Here is a 19628-nt window from a genome sequence, read left to right on the forward strand (position 1 = left end):
CCACCCTTCCGGTACCCGCCCGGGCGTCCCGTTGCCTCCCTGGTGAGGTCAAACCCATGCCGCAATGGCCAACGCCAGCGCCGACCGGCGCCGACGATGCCCGATGTCGGTCGGCGGCAGGGTTATGCTTCAGGGCTGGCGGCGGGTTGACCCGAGTGAAAATCTTCGGCGCTTGCGGTAGAGTGAGGCGCTTGCCGGATCTCAACCGCGGCCGACGCAGTCACAGCTCGGCCGGTGAAATACTTCGGGGTAACCATGGCGCCTGATCTGATTGCACCCTCCATCCTCTCCGCGAACTTCGCCAAGCTCGGGGAAGATGTCGACAACGTGCTCGCCGCCGGGGCGGACATCGTCCACTTCGACGTCATGGACAACCACTATGTGCCGAATCTGACCATCGGTCCGCTGATTTGCGAGGCCCTGCGTAAACATGGGGTCACGGCGCCCATTGATGTGCATCTGATGGTCAAGCCGGTGGACCGCATCATCCCGGACTTCGCGGCGGCCGGCGCGACCTACATCACGTTCCATCCGGAAGCCAGCGAACACATCGATCGCACCCTGCAACTGATCCATGCCGAGGGTTGCAAGGCTGGTCTGGTGTTCAATCCCGCCACACCCCTGTCCTATCTCGACTATGTGTTGGATAAGGTCGACATGATCCTGCTCATGTCGGTCAATCCGGGTTTCGGCGGTCAGAGCTTCATCCCCGCGGCGCTCGACAAGCTGCGGCAGGTCCGAAAACTGATTGATGACTCCGGATTGGCGATCCGTCTGGAGGTCGATGGCGGGGTGAAGGCCGACAACATCGCCGAGATCAAGGCCGCCGGTGCCGACACCTTCGTCTCCGGCTCCGGTATCTTCGGCAAGCCGCGCGACGGCGACCCCCACCGTTACGACACCATCATCCGCCAGATGCGCGAAGCGCTGGCGGCGGTAAGCGGCTGACGCCGCATCGATTCGCCAGGAGTCCTGACCGGATGCTGCGCCCCAAGATGATTTTGATTGATCTGGACGGGACACTGGTCGACAGTGTTCCGGATCTGGCCTATTGCGTTGATGAAATGATGGTCCGGCTGGGGCGCCCGCCCCGCGGCGCGGCGGCGGTGCGCAACTGGGTCGGCAACGGGGTGGAGCGTCTGGTGCGGCGGGCACTGACCGGGGAACTGGACGGCGAGCCGCCGGACGCCGATTACGCCCTTGCCTATCCGCTCTTCCTTGAGCTGTACAGTGAGAACACCTCCGGGCGTTCGATGCTGTATCCCGGCGTGCGTGAAGGTCTCGACTATCTGCGCGACGCCGGTTATCCGCTCGGCTGTGTGACCAACAAGGCCGCGCAATTCACCCTGCCCCTGCTCAAAGACCTCGGGGTCCTGGACGATTTCGGCATTGTCGTCAGCGGTGATACCCTGCCGGAAAAGAAGCCGCATCCGCTGCCCTTGCTCCATACCGCCCGGCACTTCGGCGTCGACCCCGCGGAGTCGCTGATGATCGGCGACTCGGTGAGTGATGTGAAGGCGGCGCGCGCGGCCGGTTTCAGCATCATCTGCACGAGCTATGGCTACAACCACGGACAGGATATCCGTGAGGCCCACCCGGACGGGGTCATCGACTCGCTGGCTGAACTCAAAGGGCTTGTGGCCGGGGCGGCTTAGGAGACCCCGATGACCCCCGACGTATTCGCTGCCCTGGCCGACCAGGGCCACAACCGTATTCCGCTCGTCTGTGAGGTCCTGGCGGATCTCGACACCCCGTTGAGCGTCTATCTCAAGCTCGCCGAAGGTCGGTACTCCTATCTCTTCGAGTCCGTGCAGGGCGGCGAGAAATGGGGCCGCTATTCGATCATCGGACTGCCCTGCCGCACCGTGCTCAAGGTGACCGGGACCCGGATTCAGGTCGAGCGCGACGGAGCGCTCATCGAGTCGGTCGAGACAGCCGACCCACTGGCCTGGATCAGCGCCTTCCAGGCGCGCTTCCGGGTGGCGGTCCATCAAGGTCTGCCGCGCTTCACCGGCGGTCTGGTCGGCTATTTCGGCTATGACACCATCCGCTACATCGAGCCGAAACTCGCCCACTGTCCCAACCCGGACCAACTCGGTACCCCGGACTGTTTGCTCATGGTCTCGGATGAGGTGGTGGTCTTCGACAATCTGAGCGGGCGGATGTACATCATCCTACACCTGGACCCCACCGCGGGCGACACCCTGGAGTCGGGCCAGGCGCGGATGCGTGAGCTGATCGGACGCATGCAGCGTGGCGCCCCCCGCCGTCCCGCGGAAGACACGCGCCGGGTCCATGAGGGCGACTTCGTTTCCGGCTTCACCCAGGACGGTTTCGAGTCGGCGGTCGACCGCATCAAAGCCTACATCCTTGAAGGGGACTGTATGCAGGTGGTGTTGTCCCAGCGGCTCTCGATCCCCTTCCAGGCCCGGCCGTTGGACCTGTACCGCGCGTTACGCGGACTCAATCCTTCGCCCTATATGTATTTTCTGGATTTGGACGGATTCCAGATCGTCGGCTCTTCCCCTGAGATCCTCACCCGGTTGGAGGACGGCGTGGTCACGGTCAGACCCATCGCCGGCACGCGCCGTCGCGGCGACAGCGAGGCCGAGGACAAGGCGCTGGAAGTCGAACTGCTCGCCGACCCCAAGGAACTGGCCGAGCACCTGATGCTGATCGACCTGGGCCGCAACGACACCGGCCGGGTGGCCGCGGTCGGCAGCGTGCGGGTGACCGACCGCATGATCGTCGAGCGCTACTCGCACGTCATGCACATCGTCTCCAACGTGGTCGGGACACTCGCTGATGGGCTGACCGCCATGGACGTGTTGCGCGCCACCTTCCCCGCCGGCACCGTCTCGGGTGCTCCCAAAATCCGCGCCATGGAGATCATCGACGAATTGGAACCGGTCAAGCGCGGCATCTACTCCGGCGCCGTGGGCTATCTGGGCTGGAACGGCAACATGGACACCGCCATCGCTATTCGTACCGCCGTCATCAAGGACGGCATCCTGCACATCCAGGCCGGCGCCGGCATTGTGGCCGACTCGGTGCCGGAACTCGAATGGCAGGAGACCATGAACAAGGGCCGCGCTATCTTCCGCGCCGTGTCCCTGGCGGAGGCGGGGATCGACCGCAACAGTGTCGACTGCTGAGGAGATTCCCGATAATTTTACCGGTCAATGTAGGTGCGACTTCAGTCGCACCTGCGTCCGAATCGGTGCGACTGAAGTCGCACCTACATCCGAGCCGATGTGGGTGGTATAGCCGTCGGACGTGATAACCGGACGTAGGGGTGGGTTTCAAACCCGCCCCTACACGAACAGCAATTCCAAATTTGGGCGGCACCACGCGACCTCTGGTGGATGCGGCGCGCGCGACCGCCGTGCCGAGTCCCTACTACCGAGCGGCGCGCCTTATCCACCCTACAACGGAGCCGGTTTCGTAGGGTGGATAAGCGCAGCGCATCCACCATCGGCCTCGCTGCCGACACGCTTTTTGGCGGCGGCTACCCAAATTTGGAACTGCTGCTACACGAAGGTCTGTCTGGATATCAGTTACGAAGGCTATTTGCTTTAGGTGACAGCCGGCGTCTGGTGTAGAAAGCGCGCGTCGCCGAGTTGCTGGAGTACGAAGTCGGCAACGTCGGCGCGGGAGAGTCGGGCGGCGGTGAGCGATTTGTCCAGGCCGCTGCGGTAGTTGCCGGTCTTGGGGCCATCGGTCAGCCCGCCCGGGCGCACGATGGTCCAGTCCAGTCCGCTGGCCCGGATCAGGCGTTCCTGCTCCTCCTTGGCGGCCATCACCTTTTTCAGCGCGAGTTGCATCAGCACTTTGAAGAACAGGGGCACCTGATCCTTGCTGTCGCCCACACCCATGGAGGTGACGGCGATCAACCGCCGCACGCCCTGTGCCTGCATTGCCCCGAGAATCACGGCCGTGCCGAGCGCCTCGATGGGTGCACCCCCCGGCCGCGTCCCCAGGACACAGATAACCGCATCAGTTCCTTCAATGCAGGCAGCGACCTGGGCGGGGTTGAGTACGTCACCGACGATGACGGTCAACCGCCCCGGCTCTGTTTTCAAATTCGCGGGGTTGCGGGCGAGTGCCTGGACTGTGTGACCCTGTTCGAGGGCCTGCGTCAGCACCTGTTGTCCGGTTCCGCCGGTGGCACCGAAGAGTGCGATTTTCATAATGGTGTTCCGTTGTTTCGATGCTGTTGCGAGATTCTTTACCCGCATCATGGCGCGAATGCATCCACCGCTCAGGCCGCCGCCCCCATTTCCCGGGCCCGCTCCAGCCGCCCGGAGAGCGTCGTCGCATCCGCGGCGGGCGTCAACTCGGGCCATCCCGCGCAATGCCGCTCGACCAGACCCGCCAGCATCTCGATGTGTTCCGGTCGATCGTTGAGACAGGGAATGTAGCCGTAGGACTGGCCGCCGGCCTGCAGAAAGTAATCCCGGTTCTCCACCGAGATTTCCTCGATAGTCTCCAGGCAATCCGCCGAAAACCCCGGTGAGATGACCTGGATCGAGCGCACACCGGCACTGCCCCACGCTTTGAGGGTCTCGTCGGTGTAGGGGCGCAGCCATTCCTGGACACCAAACCGGGATTGGAAAGACAGGAGCCAGCGCTCCGCCGTCAGCCCCAATTGTTCGACGACCAGACGCGCGGTTTTTTGACACTGGCAGTGGTAGGGGTCGCCGTTGAGGAAATAATCCATGGGGATGCCATGGAACGAAAACAGGAGCCGCTCAGGCTCGCCGTGCTGGCCCCAATACGCCCGGATACTCGAAACCAGGGCGGTGATGTATCCGGGGTCGTCGTGATACTGGTTGACGAACCGCATTTCCGGCAGCAGACGCCAGGTCGAGAGTTCACAGCTGACCGCGTCGAAGGTGGAGGCCGTGGTGGTGGCCGAATACTGCGGGTAGAGCGGCAGCACCAGCAGGCGTCGCACATTGGCCGCGCGCAGTTGGGCCAGGGCGCTCGGGATCGAGGGGTTGCCGTAGCGCATCCCCAGGGCCACGCGCACCGGCCCGGGGAGACGGGCATTCAGTGCCTCCTGGACCGCATTGGCCTGACGTTTGGCGATCGCCAGCAAAGGCGAGCCCTCCGCGGTCCACACCGCCTGATAGGCTTGAGCGGTGCGCGGCGGGCGCACCCGCAGGATGACACCGTGCAGGATCAACCACCAGACCAGCCGCGGCAATTCGACCACCCGCGGATCCCAGAGGAACTGCGCCAGATAACGGCGCACGGCCGGGGCCGTAGGGGCGTCGGGGGTGCCCAGATTGACGAGCAGCACGCCCAGGCGTTCGGGGGTGTCGTGGCGCAGGTCCGGGTTGTTGATATAGATCATCGTTCCATCTCACTCACGTGACCCGACTGCGTCGGTCCCGGCCCAGCGGGGACCATGGAGATCGTCGCGGTCAGATGCTGATTCAAGCCGCGGCTCGCCGAAGGCTGGCCTCGACCCGCGCCTGCTTGAGCAGGCGATCGTCGATCACCCCCAGGAACGGATTCACCCGGCGCAAACAGTAACAGCGCGTATTCGCATCCAGTTCCATCACTGCGGCGCAAGCCCTCAAGCCTGATTCTTGAGGTGCTGGAAAAGGGCACGGAAGCGCTGGGGGTCCGGGGTGCCGAAGACCGGGTCATCGGCCCGCGGCGCGAGCGCGTCCACGGCGTCCCAGTCCGCCTGGTCGAGCCGCTCCAGCGCGATTGGAAAGGCTTCCGTGTCCTCGAGTGCCTGGTGCTCTCGTAACGTGTGGACCAACTCCCGGCCCTGGGTCTCCACCTCGTCGCGACGCAGGACCTCCTCGTTGACGATGCCCTCCAGCGAGCGGCGGAAGCGTTTGTTCAGTTGGTTGAGAACCCCGTGCTGGCGCAGGAGTACCTCAAAAATATCACGGTTCTGGAGACCTTTATCCAGTGCGCGCCGGTAGATCAGATCCTCCGTGGGATGATGGATCGTATCCGAATAGCTCTCCAGGTACTCGAGCATCTCGCTGATCAGTTCGTAGTCGGGCTCCTCGCCCGCGTGAAAGCGGTCGAGCAGGGCGGCGAGCAGGTCGAGCAGGCTCGCGAGACGGGTATGATCCTGGTTGAGTCGGGTCATTACCGGGTGCATGGGCACATTCCTCCGAGTTGACAGGTCCGGCCGGCCCACACGGCGGGGTCGGCACGGGGCGATTGGATCGGCCGGGAGACGGCCAATCCCGCTCCAAGACCTCTTAATAGGGCATCGGATCCGCCTTGCCAAGGGAGCCAACATGATTGGACGTCGGCGCTGCTCACGCAGCGGCCTCTTCGGCGCCGCGTCGGCGCTCCCGGCGCTTGCGCCGCCGTGCGAGTTGGCGCCAGACCCAGCCGTCCGGGCCGTCCTCGCCGGTGACCACGTAACGCAGTGCATGGCGGTCGATCAAGGTCCAGTCCATGCTGCCGCGTGCGCCCTCCCGACCACAGAACAGCAACTGATCGCCCTTGCGGACCCGGTCGGTCAAGGCGGGGAGGAGTCGGCGCTCGTCGTTGTGCTCCAGCAGCAGCGGGATGACCGCCAGCCGCCGCTCCCGGTCTCGCGGATCGGTGATCAGGTGGTCGATGGTGAGCGCGGCGGCGCACTCTTCCTCTGCCATCACCGCGCCGGCTTGTTCGTTGTTGATCTCGATCTGCCACACCTGGGGAACCTGATCCTGGAGTACGGCGCTGATCCGGCTGATCAGCGCACAGGCCCAGGCATCCTCCTGGAACCGGGAGTAGTGGATGAATTCCCAGAGCAGCGGCAAGGTCAGACGCACGCGGATGCCGTCGGCAATGATGATGCTCGGGTGCATTACCACCTGGGCCCCGACCCGATCGAACAGTTCCTGATTGTCGAGATGGTTCTTGCGGGCGACCACGAACAGATCCCGATTCAGTTGCAGCGCGGTCATGATGATCGACAGGTTGGTGGCGTCATCATCCGTCCCGGCCACCAAGGCCACGGCGCGGTCGATATGTGCCAGCTCCAGGGTCGCGGCCTCGGTCCCGCGGCCCTGCACCACTCCCGCGCCCGGAATTCCGGTGAGATGGGGTTTGGCGTCCACGACCATCAGGTCCAGGCCCTGATCCTTGAGATGCCGGTACAGGGCCTTGCCGAATCGCCCAAAGCCGCAGATTACCCAGAGCCCCTTGACCGGCGGATAGAGCGGCTCGGTGAGTGGCTCGTCGCTCTCGCCCGTGAGCCAGTCCCAGAGCAGGGTCATGCAGGGCGCTTCCAGGGCGATGGCCAGATAGAGTGCGAAGGCATCGAAGGGGTCGTAGATATGGTCGGTACCGAAGGAGGCCATGTTGGCCTCCACCTCATGGGAGTCGGCACGGCAAATCACTTTGATCCGCGGGCGCAGGAGTTTGGCGGCAATGGCGATCTTGAGGTTCGTTTCGTTGACGTTGCTGACCGCCACCACCCCCTGGCAGAAGGGGTGATCGAGACCCGCCGCCAGCAGATTCGACGGCCGGCGCGCATCGGCGCACAGCGCCGGTACGTACTCGCGATGATTCTCCAGCGCCAGCAGGCTGATGCGCTCCTGGTCACTGTCGATGACCACGGCGTGCTGATGACGGTCAGTGAGTGCCTTGACCAGGGCGCCGCCGGTCTGACCGTAACCGCACACCAGATAAAAGGGATCGCGCAGGTGCGCCACCCGGGCGCGCAAGCGGCTTTCGGCGCGGGCACGGCGAAAGGTCGGCTCCTGCAACAAAGCGATCAGTGCGCCCGCGGCATAGATCCAGATCGCCACGGTCCCGAAGATCACGAAGGAGACCCACAGCCGCTGGGCATCGGTAAAGGGGTGGGGGATCTCGCCGAAGCCAATGGTCGTCGAGGTGTAGGCGACGACATAAAAGGCGTGGAAAAACCCCATCGGTACGGGGTTGCCGGCCGAGTCTTGGGCCGGTATCAGGACGAGACCCATGATCGCCACGGCATAACTGACGATCAGCATGATCAGCGGCGCACGCATGCGCCGCATGATGAGAAAAACGATGCTGTCCATGGTGAATCCCGTACGCGCTTGCTGGGTTTCGGCGTGCAGCGGGTTGGCGGCGCAAACGCCGGGCTAGCGCCGCAACAGGAAGGTTTCGATCACCAGCAAGATGACCGAGATCACGTTGGCAATCAGCGCTCCTGCTGCCAGTGAGACGATGCTGGCCATGGTCGAAGAGGTCATGCCAACGCCGCTTGCGTAGGCTGCCATGACCCACACCAGGGCCGCTGCCATGAGCTGCAGCATGGCCACCAGGCTGGTGGCGAGCAAGAGTGCGCCCAACTGTGAGCGGTCGCCGAACTTGAGCACCGTCGCGATCAGGTTCACCACGATCACCGCGAAGAACTCCCACGGGTGGTGGTGTGACGGATCGTCGATGTCGCCGATCACGAATCCGAAGTTCAGGGTCAGGGACAACACGATGAAAAAGCCGAAAACGACCTTCTCTGGGTTCATGGGGGGCTCCGGGTGACGGCGGCGCAATGCCTGTCGCTATTGTGACGGACGGCAGGCAAAAGGCAACGCCCACGCAACGACGAACGGTTGGATCTCGCGTCGGCCCGTCCTGCCCTCGGTCCGTCCGCATGACCGTTCGACGACGTTTCGCCAATGCTTGACGCTGATCACAACGTCTGATCAGGACATTGCATAAGCTCCGGACGAACGGCGTGCCGCGTCCGCACTCGGGTCCGGCCTGGCGTCAGCGACGGTTCCCAACCAGCAGGGCGGAGTGACCGTCATCTCGCATCGGCTGCGGCAGACGCCCGGATCGGCGCAGTCTCCGCGCGGATGTGCCCAATTCAGTCGGAGTCTCTCCATGACAAAACGCGACAACAACGGTGCCGGCATCGATCGCCGCGGCTTTCTGAAAGGGTTTGCGTCGGCGACGGTGGCCGCCGGCCTGGTTGGGTCGCGCGAGGTTTTTGCCGGCCAGTCCAGTGCGCCTGGACAGTTCGGCCGCGAGCTCCTGGCGCCTCCCGCCATCAACGCGACGCCCGGCACCGAGAAATACTGGAAAAAGGTCCGCAAGGCGTTCGCGCTTGCGGATGACTACATCCATATGAACACCGGGACCACCGGTTCCCAGCCCGAGTTCGTGCAGAACAACCTCGCGGTTTACAACAGCTACAAGAGCCGGGATCCGCGGGATTGGTCGCTGAACCTGGCGGCGGACTTCCCTGACCTCTTCCCCGTTCTGCCCTCCGCCACCGGTGCCCGCCAGTTGTTGGTCGCCAATACCTATGGGGCCAATGCCGACGAGATCGTCCTGAGCTACAACACCACCGATGCGTGCAACCTGATTTTCGCCGGTACCCCCTGGCAGCCCGGTGACCGCATCATCACCACCAGTTTCGAGCATCCGGCTCTGGCCGGCCCCATCGCCTGGGCGCGCGACTACCACGGCGTGGCGGTCGAGATGATCGACATCCCGTCCAATTTCACGGCCGACATCACGGTCGATGACGTGCTCGACTGGTTCGATGCCGCCCTGCGTGTGCCCATGGGCGATGGAAAAAAACAATATCTCGCCATCTCGGAGATTTTCTACAAGAACGGTCTGCGCCTCCCGGTGCCGGAGTTGTGTGCACTCGCACGGAGTTACGGCGCCTTTTCGATCATCGACAGCGCCCACGGCTGGGGTATGCTGCCGATCGACTGCCATGCCTATGGGGCGGACTTCATCGTCGGAGCCGGCCACAAGTGGCTGTGCGGCGGCCCCGGCACGGGTATTTGCTATGTGCGCACCTCGGATGCGTCGGCCCACCCGCTGCCGCCCTTCGCGATGGGGAATTTCTTTATCTACGGCAATCCCTTCGTCGCACCCAGCGTTCTGAATCAAAGCCGTAACTGGAGCCCCGCCCTCTATATGCAGATGCGCGGTGAGTACAATGTCACCGCGCTCTATGCGATGACCGATTCACTGTCTTTCTTCTCCCAGATCGGCATTGAGGACATCTACGCGCGCGCCCTTGCTCTCGGCAACTATCTCAAGGGTCTGATCGTTTCCCAATGGGGGCCGGAAGCACTCTGGGTCCAGGACAACCCCGACGACCGCTTCGCCACTGCACTCACGTCCTTCAACCCCTTCGCGGCCAAGGATAGCGGGGCGAGCTTCGCGACCATGAACAGCGCCATCAATGCCATCCTGAGCAATCTGGCCTTGGAGACGCCGAAGATCTACATCCGCTCCGTCACCTGGCGCAGCAATCAGCGCGTCCCGGCGGACGACCGGGTGGGATTCCGGATCGCCACCCATGCCGTGTATAACAACGACGCGGAGATCGACCATGTCTTCGCGCGTCTGGTCAATCAGGTCAACCGCAGCGGTTTGCCGCAACTTTGATCGATCAAGCCCCGCCCGGATTGAGCGCCGGCAAGGCGGCGCGGCGGATGCGGGTTTCGGGGCGACGTGGACGAATGAGGTTGGGGGTACGGCCGACCTGCCGCATGAAGTCGCGTTTCCAGCGCGCGAAGTCGAGCGGCTGGCGGCCGTAGAGCGCGCGATCCAGTTCGTGCATCAACCGGGTCAGTCGGGTACGGTCCGCACGCGGGCGCAGGGTCAGGATGCGTTCAGTGAGGTTGGGGGCGCCGCCCTGGTCGGGAGCGTGCAGGAGGTGTCGGGCGGACCGCTCGAAACGCTCACTCCAGGCGACCGGGTCGCGCGCCCGATGGGCGTCACGCACGCACATCAGCAGGCGGCTGCTCTCCGGTAAGCGTCTGATGGCCGCCGCCTTGGCGCGGGCCGCCAGGTGCGTCGGGTCCAGCCGTTTCAGGAGACGGGTGCTGCCGTTCATCGAGCGGTCGATGGTCTGCGATGACCAGGAGCGCAGTCTGGTGTTCAGGCCAACGCCGGGCAGGCGCCGCTGATACAGGACCCCGATCCAATAACCGGCGAGGACTAACAGGATGCCGGTGATCGGCAGCCAGACCCTGGACCAACCGGCGCCGGCATCAATGAGCGAGACGGCCAGCCCCAAGGGGCCGGTGGCGCCTTCGATACTCAGGGTACGGATCGGCAGGGTGGCGACCTGGCGCGACCCGGTCTCCAGATTCCACCAGGGAACCTTGATCTCGGGCAGGCGCAGGGTGCCGCCGCCCTGGGGCACCAGGGTGTAGTACTCGGTACGCGTTGCCGTCAGTTGGCGGCCGTCCTTCGACAGGGTGTTGGCGCTGAGTGTCTGTTCGCGATAGATGCGAAAATCCGGGCTGACCAGTTGTTCCTCGAGATTCGGGAGTTGGGCGGCGAGCCCGCCCGCGGCCGTGCTCTCCAGCACCAGCGTCACCGGCTGGCCGGGTTCGACCCGCTCGGGCCGGTCGAAGACGGCATTGAGACTGAGTGAGCGCAGCGGCAGCCAGGGGTGCACCGTGGCCATCGCCGGGCGGACCTGGAGTGCGATCGGGCTGGTGCCGACAGCCTCGTAGCGCTCGGGAGCGCCGTAGTTGCCGGGGCGCATCCCGGTGATCTTCGGCGGCGGCAAGGTGAGATCACCGGCGCGCAGCGGGGTGAGTACCAGCCAGAATTGAGTGACCAGTTCGCGGCTGTCACCGCTGCCGCGGGTGCTGGTGGTCGGCCCCGCGAGCTTTTGCAGCAGGACCGCGTCTTGTCCGGCGAGATCCGGATCGGCGGTCGTCAGTTCATCCGGGCTGATCAGATCCAGCCGCAGCAACAGGTTTTCCTGGACATAGGGCTGGGACGCGTCGAGCGACCATTCCAATCTGGGCGGTCGCAGGGTGCGCTGAGTCGGCGCCGAGGGCGCAGCGTAACCGCCGGGCCAATTGGGCTGATAGCCTTGACCCGGCGCCGGTCCGGGATAGGGGCCGGACGGCGGGCGCGGGATCTGACCCGGTAACCCATAGGGCGCTGGTCCCGGCAGCGGGCCTTGGGGCGGCATGGGGTAGGTCGGCGGTGCCCCCCTGGAGTTATCCGGCGGGGTCGGGCGGAACTGCCAGGGTTGGCCCTGGATTTGGGGTGGAGTCCACTGGCCCGCGGGTGCCGGCGCCGGGGCGCCGGCCGGCGGAGCGCCGTAGGGGCCATAGGGGGTCCAGCCGAATGCGGTGGACCACAGAAGCCAGAGTCCGAGTCCGAGTCCGAGTCTCATGGTGACCCCCGGCGCGGCGGCCGATCGGGGTGCGGCAACTCCACAATTGGGTGGCCGCTGCCGGCAGCGTGCCGGCGGTGAGGCTGATGGTGGATGCGCTGCGCTTATCCACCCTACGAAACCGGCTCCGTTGTAGGGTGGATAAGGCGCGCCGCTCGGTGTCAGGGATCCGGTATGTCGGTCGCGCGCGCCGCATCCACCAGGGGTCGCGAGATGCCGCTCAAACTTGGAATTGCTGATCGGGTTGTGTCGGGCGCGATCGGGTGTTGCTGTTACCAAGGCCGACTCTCCCGCAGTGGACCGCCCGCCGCTTGCATCAGACGTTGCTCTTCGAGCTTGAACTGGTTGCCGATCAGCAGCGTCGGGTCGCCCTCGACCTGTCGCAGCCGTTGCTCCATGACCGCCATGCCCGGCCCCATCGCTTGTTGACCGCCCAGCGCCGGGGCGTCGCCGAGTCGGGCCTCCGGCGGCAATTCAGTCATGGGTTGCCGGCTTTGCTGGTCGAACTGGTCGATCGCAGCGGTTTGCTCGTCCGGACGCGGGGCGTCGGGCATGGCCATGTCAGGCTTGCCGGCCGGTCGCGTGCCCTGGCCCGCGGCCGGCTGCTGGCCGGCCGGGTCGCGACCCTCTGTGGATGACTGGTCCGCGGGGTCGGTCTGCTCACCGGGCTGGTCCTGCCGCTCGGGCGCCTCGGCTTGGCCGGTGCGCTTGCCGCGGTCATCCGGTCGCCGGCCCTGGCCCTCACTTGCATCCTGACCGCCCTGAGTCTCGGGTGTCCGGCCGGCCTCGGCGTCGCCCTGGTTGTCCCTGCGGGTGTCCGGTTGCTTGCCGTCATCGTCGCCGTCCGCTGTTCCGCCCGGCTCATCGACCGATTGATCGGGTTTGCGGTCACCCGCGGCGACGCCGTCGGCCTCCCGGCGATCGTCCGGCTGCTTGCCCTCACCCTCACCCTCACCCTCATCCGGCTCCTTGCCGCCTTCGTCTTTACCGGGTTGCCGGTCGGCCTTGGCCGTGGTGCCTCGATCCGGTTCGCCCGCCGCTTGTCCCGCCGCCTCAGGCGATTGTTCTCGGGTGTCGGACCCTCCGGCTTCCGCATCCTGACGGGTCTGATCATCCCCTGCTTTCGCGTCGTCCGTTTTCTTCCGGCCCTGCGCCTGACCCTGCTTTTGATCCGGTTCCTTGGAGCGGTCCTGGTCGCGACCGGCATCCTGGCCAGTCGACGCCGCCCGTGATCCGCCCGGCGATTGCTCCTCGGCGGATGCGTCGCCCCCCTGGCCGGTCGCGGTCTTGGTCTGTTCGGTGCCCTTTCCCTGCGGTTCGTCTTTGCCCGCGGTGCCGTCCGCGGCGGCGGTCTTGCCGGACTGGCCCGCGCTCTCCTGTTGCCCGGACGTGCCGCCGGATTGCTGCTGATCCTCCTGCTGACCCTTTGGCTCTTGCCCGCCTTGCTGTTGCTGGTCCTTCTGCTCTTGCTTGCCTTGCTGTTGCTGGTCCTTCTGCTCTTGCTTGCCTTGTTGTTGCTGGTCCTTTTGCTCTTGCTTGCCTTGCTGTTGCTGGTCCTTCTGCTCTTGCTTGCCTTGTTGTTGCTGATCCTGTTGTTGGTCGCCTTGCTGTTGCTGGTTCTGCTGTGCTTGCTGACCCTGTTGCTGCTGATCTTTTTGTTCCTGCTGTCCCTGCTGCTGTTCGTCCTGCTGCTGCGTCTGGGCCTGCCGCTCCTGCTCCGGCTGTTCTTTCTTCGGTTCAGGCTTCGGCTTCTCGTCCCGGCGCTCATAGGCGCGCTGCTCCAGGCGTGCGAGCATGGCGCGGGCGAGCGCCAGGTTGTGGGCCGCGTCATCGTCGGTCGGTTCGGCGCTCAACACGTGCTCGTAGGCAAGCGCGGCTCCGGTGTAATCCCCCAGTTGGAAGCGGGCATTACCCAGGTTGTAACGGGCCGATTGGGCATCTCCGCCCGGCACCGCCTCCTGAAAGGCCTGGGCCGCGTCCGCGAAGCGACGGGCGCGGTAGAGCGCGACACCGCGGCGGTAGGGATCGGAAAACCCGTCCGCGGCGGCTTGATAGTCGCCGTCCTTGAAGTGATCGAGTGCCGCTTGCTCGGTGTTCTTGAACCAGCCGCCATGGGCGGCAGCCGTTGGAACCAAGGCCCCGATCAGAGCCAGCTTCAGGGCCGGCGTCAGGGGACGCGCGCCCCAGGTCTTGGCCGGATCCTGATGACGGCCGTTGCGTGTCGTCCGGTTCATGCCTGAGACTTCCGTCGCGGTTGACCGCGGAACTGGGGCAGCAAGAGTGCGGCGAGCAACAGCACCGGGATCCAATAACGTTCGTTCCATACCCGGGTCCGCTGATCCCCCGCTTCCGGGGGAACGCGCATGACGGCGGCGGCCTCGAGCAGGGCGCGGGTATCCGCGTCACGGAAGTCCGCGCGCCGGTAGAGGCCGCCGCCCGACTGGGCCAGTGATTCGAGCAGGGGCTCATTGAGCCGGGAGATCACCGCGGCACCGGTGCGGTCGGTGATGAAGGCGCCGCGGTAACCGGGCACCCGCGCCCCTTCGGGGCTGCCGATCCCCAGCACATGCAGGCGGATGCCGGCGGCGGCCAGGGCCTGAATACGCGGGTTGAGATCGGGCTCGTCGAAGTCCCCATCGGTGATCAGCAGGATCGAACGGGCGCTCTCCGCCGACAGCCCGGCCAACAGGGTCGCGGCCCGGTCCAGGGCCAGTGACAGCCGACTGCCCTGAAGGGTCGCGAGATCGGTGGACAGGGCCGGCAGGCTGTTCAGGATGGTCTGGGTATCCTCGGTGATGGGTGCGATCACATGGGGCACCGAGGCAAAAGCAATCAGCCCGAGCCGCACCTCCCGGTTCTGCACGATCAGGTCCTGCACTTCCTGGCGGGCGCGTCCGAGCCGGGTGGGGGTCACGTCATCCGCCTGCATGGAGCGCGAGATGTCCAGGAGCACCAGCAGGTTGTTACCGGGGTGGAACAGCCGCACGTCGGCGGCGTCCCAGCGCGGTCCGGCCATGGCCGCGAGCAGCAGGGTCCACAGCAGACACCACCGCAGGAAACGCCCCCAGCGCTCGCGCGTTTCGAGGTCGCGGGTGCCGGTGAGATGAGGCAGCAGGTGCGCGTCGGCATACCGGTGCACCGGTCCGCGCGCGGCCCGCGCGCCGCTGCGCACCAACCAGAGCGCCACCGGAAGGATGACGAGCAGCCCCCAGAACCAGGCCGGTTGGGCGAAGTTGAAACCTGCTTCATTCATCGCATATGGCCGCTTGGTAAGGAGTCAAGAACAAGTTAATAATCGTTGTCGTTTCGAAATTTCTTGACAGGATTAACAAGATTTACAAGATTGCAAATTAATAACATCTTGTAAATCTTGTTAATCCTGTCTAAATGTATTTGTTTCGTGTTCGCCTTGCTGTTCCGGATCGCTCGCTAAGACCTCATTCCTGCCGATGCTGGCCGGAACCGTGATCAAGGCCCCCGCACGAAACGCTTGCGTCCTTCGGGGAAGAGCCCCAGGCCCAGCAGCGCGAGCATGGCCAGCCCCAGGGGCCAGCGGAACAGGGGCGCGGGGATGAAGGCCGTGCGTGCCTGCGCCTCGGTCTTCTCCAATTGGCCGACGCGGGTGGAGATCTCCTCCAGGGCGCGGGTATCGGTGGCGCGGAAATAGGCCCCGCCGGTGATCTTGGCGATCTCCTCCAGCGTCGCCTCATTCATGGTGAGATCGTCGCGGTATTTGATCACGCCGTCCTCGGCAATGGGAATCTGCTCCTGGGTGCTGCCCACGCCGATCACGTAAATGCGCACTTCGGTCTGACGGGCCAGACGCGCCGCCTCGATGGGCGCGAAGCCGCCGGCCGAGTTGTCGCCGTCGGCGATCAGGATCAGCACCCGCGACTGCGGGGGACGCTCACGCAGCTTCTTAACGCCCAGGGCGACGGCATCCCCGAGTGCGGTCCCCTGACCGGCGATGCTGGCGACCACGCCATCGAGCAACTGCTGCACGGCGTGCCGGTCCAGCGTCAAGGGGGAGAGGACGAACGACTGGCTGCCGAAGATGATGAGCCCGATGCGATCACCCTCGCGCTGTTCGATGAATCGCCCCAGGACCCCCTTGACGACTTGCATGCGGGTGACTTGACGCCCCTGGACGGTGAAGTCCAGGGCATCCATGGAGTGTGAGGCGTCCACCGCCAGCATCAGGTCATAGCCCGGACTGCTGATCTCGGTATAGGGAGTGAGCCACTGCGGGCGCATCACGGCGGCGATCAGGCCGATCCACAGCAGCGCCAGGAGTGACCGGTGCACCCAGCCGCCGATCGCCAGCCGCGGTCGGCGGATCGGATAGGCCGCTTGCAGCGCGTCCAGACGCGGATGCAGCAGGGTCTGGCGCTGCCCTTCCAGGTGTTCCTCGTCCGCCTGATCCGGCCGCAGCGGCCAGGCATAGCGCAGCAGCAGCGGCAGGGGGAGCAGGACGGCCGCCCAGGGCCAGTGGAACTCAAACACGGCCGGACTCCGGCCGGGTTGCGGCGGGCGCGGCGACCCAGGCGTAGACGGCATCGATCAGGGTCAGCAGTTGTGTCGGCCCCGCCTGGACGCTCGGCGCATAGGGTGCGGCCAGCAGGAGTCGCCCGTGCTCGGTCCAGGGAAAGCCCGCGGGGTCATGGGCCGCCAGCCAGGCGAGCCAGGTCTCCCCGGTCAGTCCGGCGCAGGCGGGTCGCCCCAGTCGGGCCATGGCGATGCGCCGCAGCAGTTCGGAGAGTTCGCCCAAGGCCGCTTTGGCATCGGCCCCGCCGCGGACGCGGCGGCGCAGGCCGCGCAGCGCGGCAGCGGCGGCCCAGCGCCAGGTGCCCAGCGTGATGCCGGGGATCGGGAGGCGCAGCGTCAGGAGCGTCCGCCAGCGCCAGGCCGCCAGCCCGAGCAGCAGGCCGGCACCGAGCAGCAGCCACCAGCCGGGGGCCGGGGGCCACCAGGGCACGCCGGCGATGCCGTGGATATCGCGCAGTCGGTCCAGCGCCGGTATCAGGTCGGTTTCCATCAGACGCCCCGCGACCGGGCGCGCTGTTCCAGTGCGCGGATCAGCGTCAGATGAATCTCCTCATCGGTACGCACCGGCAGCAGGATGATGTGCAGCCGATGGGCGATGGCCTGGAGCAGGTCGCGCCGCTCCTCCCACGCCCGTCGGAAAGCGCGTTGGGCTTGGGTGTCCGCGGTGTCGATCTCGATCAGGCGGCCGTCGGTGCCGGTAAAGGTGACCACCCCCATGGCCGGTATCTCCCGGTCGGCCGGATCATCCACCGGAATCAGCACCACCGAATTGCGCTGAGTCAGGTCACCCAGGACACGCTCCAGACCCATCACCTCACGATTGAGGTCGGCGATGACGAAGACCAACGATCCGGTGGGCAGCCCGGTGGTGGCGCGCTTCAAGGCCCCGGCCAGGCAGTCCACCGAAGCGTCCGGTGCGCTGCCCGGTTCGGTCAGCGTGCGCAGCAGTTGCCAGAGTGCGCGGCGTCCGCGCGACGGGCGGAAATGTTGCAGCCCGGCGCGCGGGTCGCCGAACACCAGACCGCCCACGCGGTCGTTGAGTCGGCTTGCGGCCCAGCCGATCAGCGCCGCGGCGCGCGCGGCCTGAACCGACTTGAAGGTCCCGCGGGTGCCGAAATCCATATGCGGCCCCTTGTCCAGGCAGAGCATGACGCTGCGCTCCCGCTCCTCACGGAAGATCTTCAGGTGCGGCCGATCGGTGCGGGCCGTGACCTTCCAATCCATATAGCGGATGTCGTCACCCTCCCGGTAATCGCGGACCTCCTCGAAGTTCACCCCGGCCCCGCGAAACACCGAGGCATAAAGCCCGGCGAAGCTGGAATTGACCAGATGATGGGACGACAGCCCCAGCGTATGGGCCTGGTGCCGCAGTTCCAGCAGATCGTCGAGACGGGGGTGGAGGCTCATAGTAACGCGTCAGAAATTACAATCGTTGTGGTCGTGTTGGCCTTGATCAGCGTTCCGGCCGGGACCTTGTGGGAGCGGCGTCCCGCCGCGATGCGGTGCAGCAGAAACCTCCAGCGCCGCGGCTACGCGCCCGGCCCCGGCGCGGCGGGACGCCGCTCCCACAGAGTCGCTGCGCGACTTTCCAGGCCGTCGTGTTTAACGTTTAGAACGCGGTACCCCCTCGCCATCCGCCCGACCTAGGGTATTGCGACAAGATTCAACAGCCGGTTGATGAACGCGTCGGTGGTGATGCCCTCGGCCTCGGCCTCGAAAGTGAGCAGCAGGCGATGGCGCAGGATCTCCGGGGCCACGGCTTGGATATGGTGCGGCGCCGCGAAGCTGTCGCCATCCAGCCAGGCCCGGGCCCGGGCGCAGCGGGCCAGTGCGATACTGGCGCGCGGTGAGGCGCCGAACCGGCACCAGCGGCCCAGATCCGCGTCATAGCGCTGGGGCGAGCGGGTGGCCTGAACCAAATCGACGATATAGTGATGGAGCTTGGGGTCCAGGTACAGATTGGCCACGTCACGGCGCATGGCAAACAGCTCCGCCTGGCTCAGCCGTGTGGCCGGCGGGGCGGCGGGCTGCTGTTGCTGCCCGCTGTCGAGATCCAGGATCTTCAGTTCATCCTCACGCGTCGGGTAGGTCACCACCGCCTGCATCAAAAACCGGTCGAGTTGCGCCTCGGGCAGATGGTAGGTCCCTTCCTGCTCCACCGGATTTTGCGTGGCCAGCACCATGAACAACTGCGGCAAGGGATAGGTGCGCTGGCCCACCGTAATCTGGTGCTCGGCCATGGCCTCCAGCAGGGCCGACTGCACCTTGGCCGGCGCCCGGTTGACCTCATCGGCGAGCAGCATGTTATGGAACAATGGGCCTTGACGGAATTCGAATTCGCCCTTGTCGTGACGATAGATATCCGTGCCGATGAGGTCGGAGGGCAGCAGGTCGGGGGTGAACTGGATGCGATGGAAATCGCCCTCCAGGGCCTCCGCGAGGGCCTTGACCGCGGTGGTCTTGGCCAGACCGGGCATTCCTTCCACCAGGAGATGGCCGTCGCTGAGCAGACAGATAAGCATACTGTCGACGAACGACTGCTGACCAATGATGCGGGAGGCAATATGGTCGCGAACGGGCTTGAGATCGGCAGGGGTCATGCTGGAGATACCCGGTCCGGTGGTGCGCGGCCCGTGCGTGCGAGCCTGTTATTTGCCGCCGGCGCTCCAGCCGGTGGATCCTCCCCCGGAATGCTGGGGCTTTTCCGCGGCGAGTGCAAGCCTGTGTCGGCAACAGCGAATGACGTTGTTTTTATGCATCTATCTAAAATGTTTATCAGGCATGACTCCGGTCGACGCGGCCTCCAGCATCGTTTCGGCCAACCGCGGCCTGTCCGCAAGCGGAGGCCGAGGCTGACCGTGAAAGTCCCGCAGCGACCCCGTGGGAGCGGCGTCCCGCCGCGATGGGGCCGGGCGTGCAGCCGCAGCGTTCGCGGTCACCGCGGCACCGCATCGCGGCG

The 19628-nt window shown here is 65.5% G+C and carries 17 protein-coding genes; 4 read left to right on the forward strand and 13 right to left on the reverse strand.

Annotated features, from left to right (window positions below; all coding sequences use genetic code 11):
• Positions 1–255 precede the first annotated feature (255 nt).
• The 3 genes from rpe to trpE are packed head-to-tail and all read left to right on the forward strand — an operon-like array spanning position 256 to position 3155.
• Positions 256–948, forward strand: a complete 693-nt coding sequence (gene rpe / locus QZY03_RS28385; RefSeq protein WP_295587168.1) for a ribulose-phosphate 3-epimerase — start codon at positions 256–258, stop codon at positions 946–948.
• A gap of 32 nt (positions 949–980) precedes the next feature.
• Positions 981–1655: a phosphoglycolate phosphatase gene (locus QZY03_RS28390; RefSeq protein ID WP_295587170.1), complete on the forward strand. Its 675-nt coding sequence runs from the start codon at positions 981–983 to the stop codon at positions 1653–1655.
• 9 nt (positions 1656–1664) lie between these two features.
• A complete protein-coding gene (trpE, locus tag QZY03_RS28395) occupies positions 1665–3155 on the forward strand; it encodes an anthranilate synthase component I (RefSeq protein WP_295587171.1) in 1491 nt (496 codons plus the stop codon).
• A gap of 420 nt (positions 3156–3575) precedes the next feature.
• Here trpE and QZY03_RS28400 read toward each other — a convergent pair whose 3' ends face one another.
• The 6 genes from QZY03_RS28400 to QZY03_RS28425 all read right to left on the reverse strand — a co-directional run bounded on the left by QZY03_RS28400 (position 3576) and on the right by QZY03_RS28425 (position 8480).
• Positions 3576–4190 (reverse strand): NAD(P)-dependent oxidoreductase, encoded by a 615-nt coding sequence (locus QZY03_RS28400; protein ID WP_295587173.1) that lies wholly within the window; start codon positions 4188–4190, stop codon positions 3576–3578.
• 71 nt (positions 4191–4261) lie between these two features.
• Positions 4262–5359, reverse strand: a complete 1098-nt coding sequence (hemH, locus tag QZY03_RS28405) for a ferrochelatase (protein WP_295587175.1) — start codon at positions 5357–5359, stop codon at positions 4262–4264.
• A gap of 82 nt (positions 5360–5441) precedes the next feature.
• A complete protein-coding gene (locus QZY03_RS28410; RefSeq protein ID WP_295587177.1) occupies positions 5442–5588 on the reverse strand; it encodes a hypothetical protein in 147 nt (48 codons plus the stop codon).
• The gene (locus QZY03_RS28415) at positions 5585–6130 is read right to left on the reverse strand and encodes a hemerythrin domain-containing protein (protein WP_295587179.1); all 546 of its coding nucleotides are present in this window, start codon (positions 6128–6130) and stop codon (positions 5585–5587) included. Before QZY03_RS28415 ends, QZY03_RS28410 begins: the two co-directional genes overlap by 4 nt.
• 163 nt (positions 6131–6293) lie before the next feature.
• Entirely contained in the window at positions 6294–8033 is a 1740-nt protein-coding gene (locus QZY03_RS28420) for a TrkA family potassium uptake protein (RefSeq protein WP_295587181.1), read from the reverse strand.
• 63 nt (positions 8034–8096) lie between these two features.
• Positions 8097–8480 (reverse strand): DUF6394 family protein, encoded by a 384-nt coding sequence (locus QZY03_RS28425; protein WP_295587183.1) that lies wholly within the window; start codon positions 8478–8480, stop codon positions 8097–8099.
• Between the two features lie 361 nt (positions 8481–8841).
• Between QZY03_RS28425 and QZY03_RS28430 the strand changes: the two genes are divergently transcribed.
• Complete coding sequence (locus tag QZY03_RS28430; protein WP_295587185.1) at positions 8842–10368, forward strand: aminotransferase class V-fold PLP-dependent enzyme; 1527 nt, start codon at positions 8842–8844, stop codon at positions 10366–10368.
• Positions 10369–10372: 4 nt separating this feature from the next.
• On the opposite strand, the gene QZY03_RS28435 is transcribed toward QZY03_RS28430, so the two are convergent.
• The 7 genes from QZY03_RS28435 to QZY03_RS28465 form a co-directional block, all read right to left on the reverse strand.
• Positions 10373–12124, reverse strand: a complete 1752-nt coding sequence (locus QZY03_RS28435) for a BatD family protein (RefSeq protein WP_295587187.1) — start codon at positions 12122–12124, stop codon at positions 10373–10375.
• A gap of 272 nt (positions 12125–12396) precedes the next feature.
• Complete coding sequence (locus tag QZY03_RS28440; protein WP_295587189.1) at positions 12397–14358, reverse strand: hypothetical protein; 1962 nt, start codon at positions 14356–14358, stop codon at positions 12397–12399.
• Positions 14355–15377 carry a VWA domain-containing protein gene (locus QZY03_RS28445; protein ID WP_295587190.1) on the reverse strand — a complete coding sequence of 341 codons (1023 nt, stop codon included), beginning with the start codon at positions 15375–15377 and terminating at the stop codon, positions 14355–14357. Before QZY03_RS28445 ends, QZY03_RS28440 begins: the two co-directional genes overlap by 4 nt.
• A 215-nt stretch (positions 15378–15592) precedes the next feature.
• Complete coding sequence (locus tag QZY03_RS28450; RefSeq protein WP_295587192.1) at positions 15593–16627, reverse strand: VWA domain-containing protein; 1035 nt, start codon at positions 16625–16627, stop codon at positions 15593–15595.
• Positions 16620–17159 carry a DUF4381 domain-containing protein gene (locus QZY03_RS28455; RefSeq protein WP_295587194.1) on the reverse strand — a complete coding sequence of 180 codons (540 nt, stop codon included), beginning with the start codon at positions 17157–17159 and terminating at the stop codon, positions 16620–16622. Before QZY03_RS28455 ends, QZY03_RS28450 begins: the two co-directional genes overlap by 8 nt.
• Positions 17159–18076 (reverse strand): DUF58 domain-containing protein, encoded by a 918-nt coding sequence (locus tag QZY03_RS28460; protein WP_295587196.1) that lies wholly within the window; start codon positions 18074–18076, stop codon positions 17159–17161. Before QZY03_RS28460 ends, QZY03_RS28455 begins: the two co-directional genes overlap by 1 nt.
• 236 nt (positions 18077–18312) lie before the next feature.
• Positions 18313–19269: a MoxR family ATPase gene (locus QZY03_RS28465; RefSeq protein ID WP_295587198.1), complete on the reverse strand. Its 957-nt coding sequence runs from the start codon at positions 19267–19269 to the stop codon at positions 18313–18315.
• Between the last annotated feature and the right edge of the window lie 359 nt (positions 19270–19628).

It is taken from the genome of uncultured Lamprocystis sp., from assembly GCF_903933125.1.
Taxonomy (GTDB): Bacteria; Pseudomonadota; Gammaproteobacteria; order Chromatiales; family Chromatiaceae; genus Thiodictyon.

What these genes read in the sequence shown, in the direction of transcription:
- rpe (WP_295587168.1), top strand. Translation starts at nt 256, where the DNA reads ATGGCGCCTGATCTGATTGCACCCTCCATCCTCTCCGCGAACTTCGCC.
- QZY03_RS28390 (WP_295587170.1), top strand. Translation starts at nt 981, where the DNA reads ATGCTGCGCCCCAAGATGATTTTGATTGATCTGGACGGGACACTGGTC.
- trpE (WP_295587171.1), top strand. Translation starts at nt 1,665, where the DNA reads ATGACCCCCGACGTATTCGCTGCCCTGGCCGACCAGGGCCACAACCGT.
- QZY03_RS28400 (WP_295587173.1), bottom strand. Translation starts at nt 4,190, where the DNA reads ATGAAAATCGCACTCTTCGGTGCCACCGGCGGAACCGGACAACAGGTG.
- hemH (WP_295587175.1), bottom strand. Translation starts at nt 5,359, where the DNA reads ATGATCTATATCAACAACCCGGACCTGCGCCACGACACCCCCGAACGC.
- QZY03_RS28415 (WP_295587179.1), bottom strand. Translation starts at nt 6,130, where the DNA reads ATGCACCCGGTAATGACCCGACTCAACCAGGATCATACCCGTCTCGCG.
- QZY03_RS28420 (WP_295587181.1), bottom strand. Translation starts at nt 8,033, where the DNA reads ATGGACAGCATCGTTTTTCTCATCATGCGGCGCATGCGTGCGCCGCTG.
- QZY03_RS28425 (WP_295587183.1), bottom strand. Translation starts at nt 8,480, where the DNA reads ATGAACCCAGAGAAGGTCGTTTTCGGCTTTTTCATCGTGTTGTCCCTG.
- QZY03_RS28430 (WP_295587185.1), top strand. Translation starts at nt 8,842, where the DNA reads ATGACAAAACGCGACAACAACGGTGCCGGCATCGATCGCCGCGGCTTT.
- QZY03_RS28435 (WP_295587187.1), bottom strand. Translation starts at nt 12,124, where the DNA reads ATGAGACTCGGACTCGGACTCGGACTCTGGCTTCTGTGGTCCACCGCA.
- QZY03_RS28440 (WP_295587189.1), bottom strand. Translation starts at nt 14,358, where the DNA reads ATGAACCGGACGACACGCAACGGCCGTCATCAGGATCCGGCCAAGACC.
- QZY03_RS28445 (WP_295587190.1), bottom strand. Translation starts at nt 15,377, where the DNA reads ATGAATGAAGCAGGTTTCAACTTCGCCCAACCGGCCTGGTTCTGGGGG.
- QZY03_RS28455 (WP_295587194.1), bottom strand. Translation starts at nt 17,159, where the DNA reads ATGGAAACCGACCTGATACCGGCGCTGGACCGACTGCGCGATATCCAC.
- QZY03_RS28460 (WP_295587196.1), bottom strand. Translation starts at nt 18,076, where the DNA reads ATGAGCCTCCACCCCCGTCTCGACGATCTGCTGGAACTGCGGCACCAG.
- QZY03_RS28465 (WP_295587198.1), bottom strand. Translation starts at nt 19,269, where the DNA reads ATGACCCCTGCCGATCTCAAGCCCGTTCGCGACCATATTGCCTCCCGC.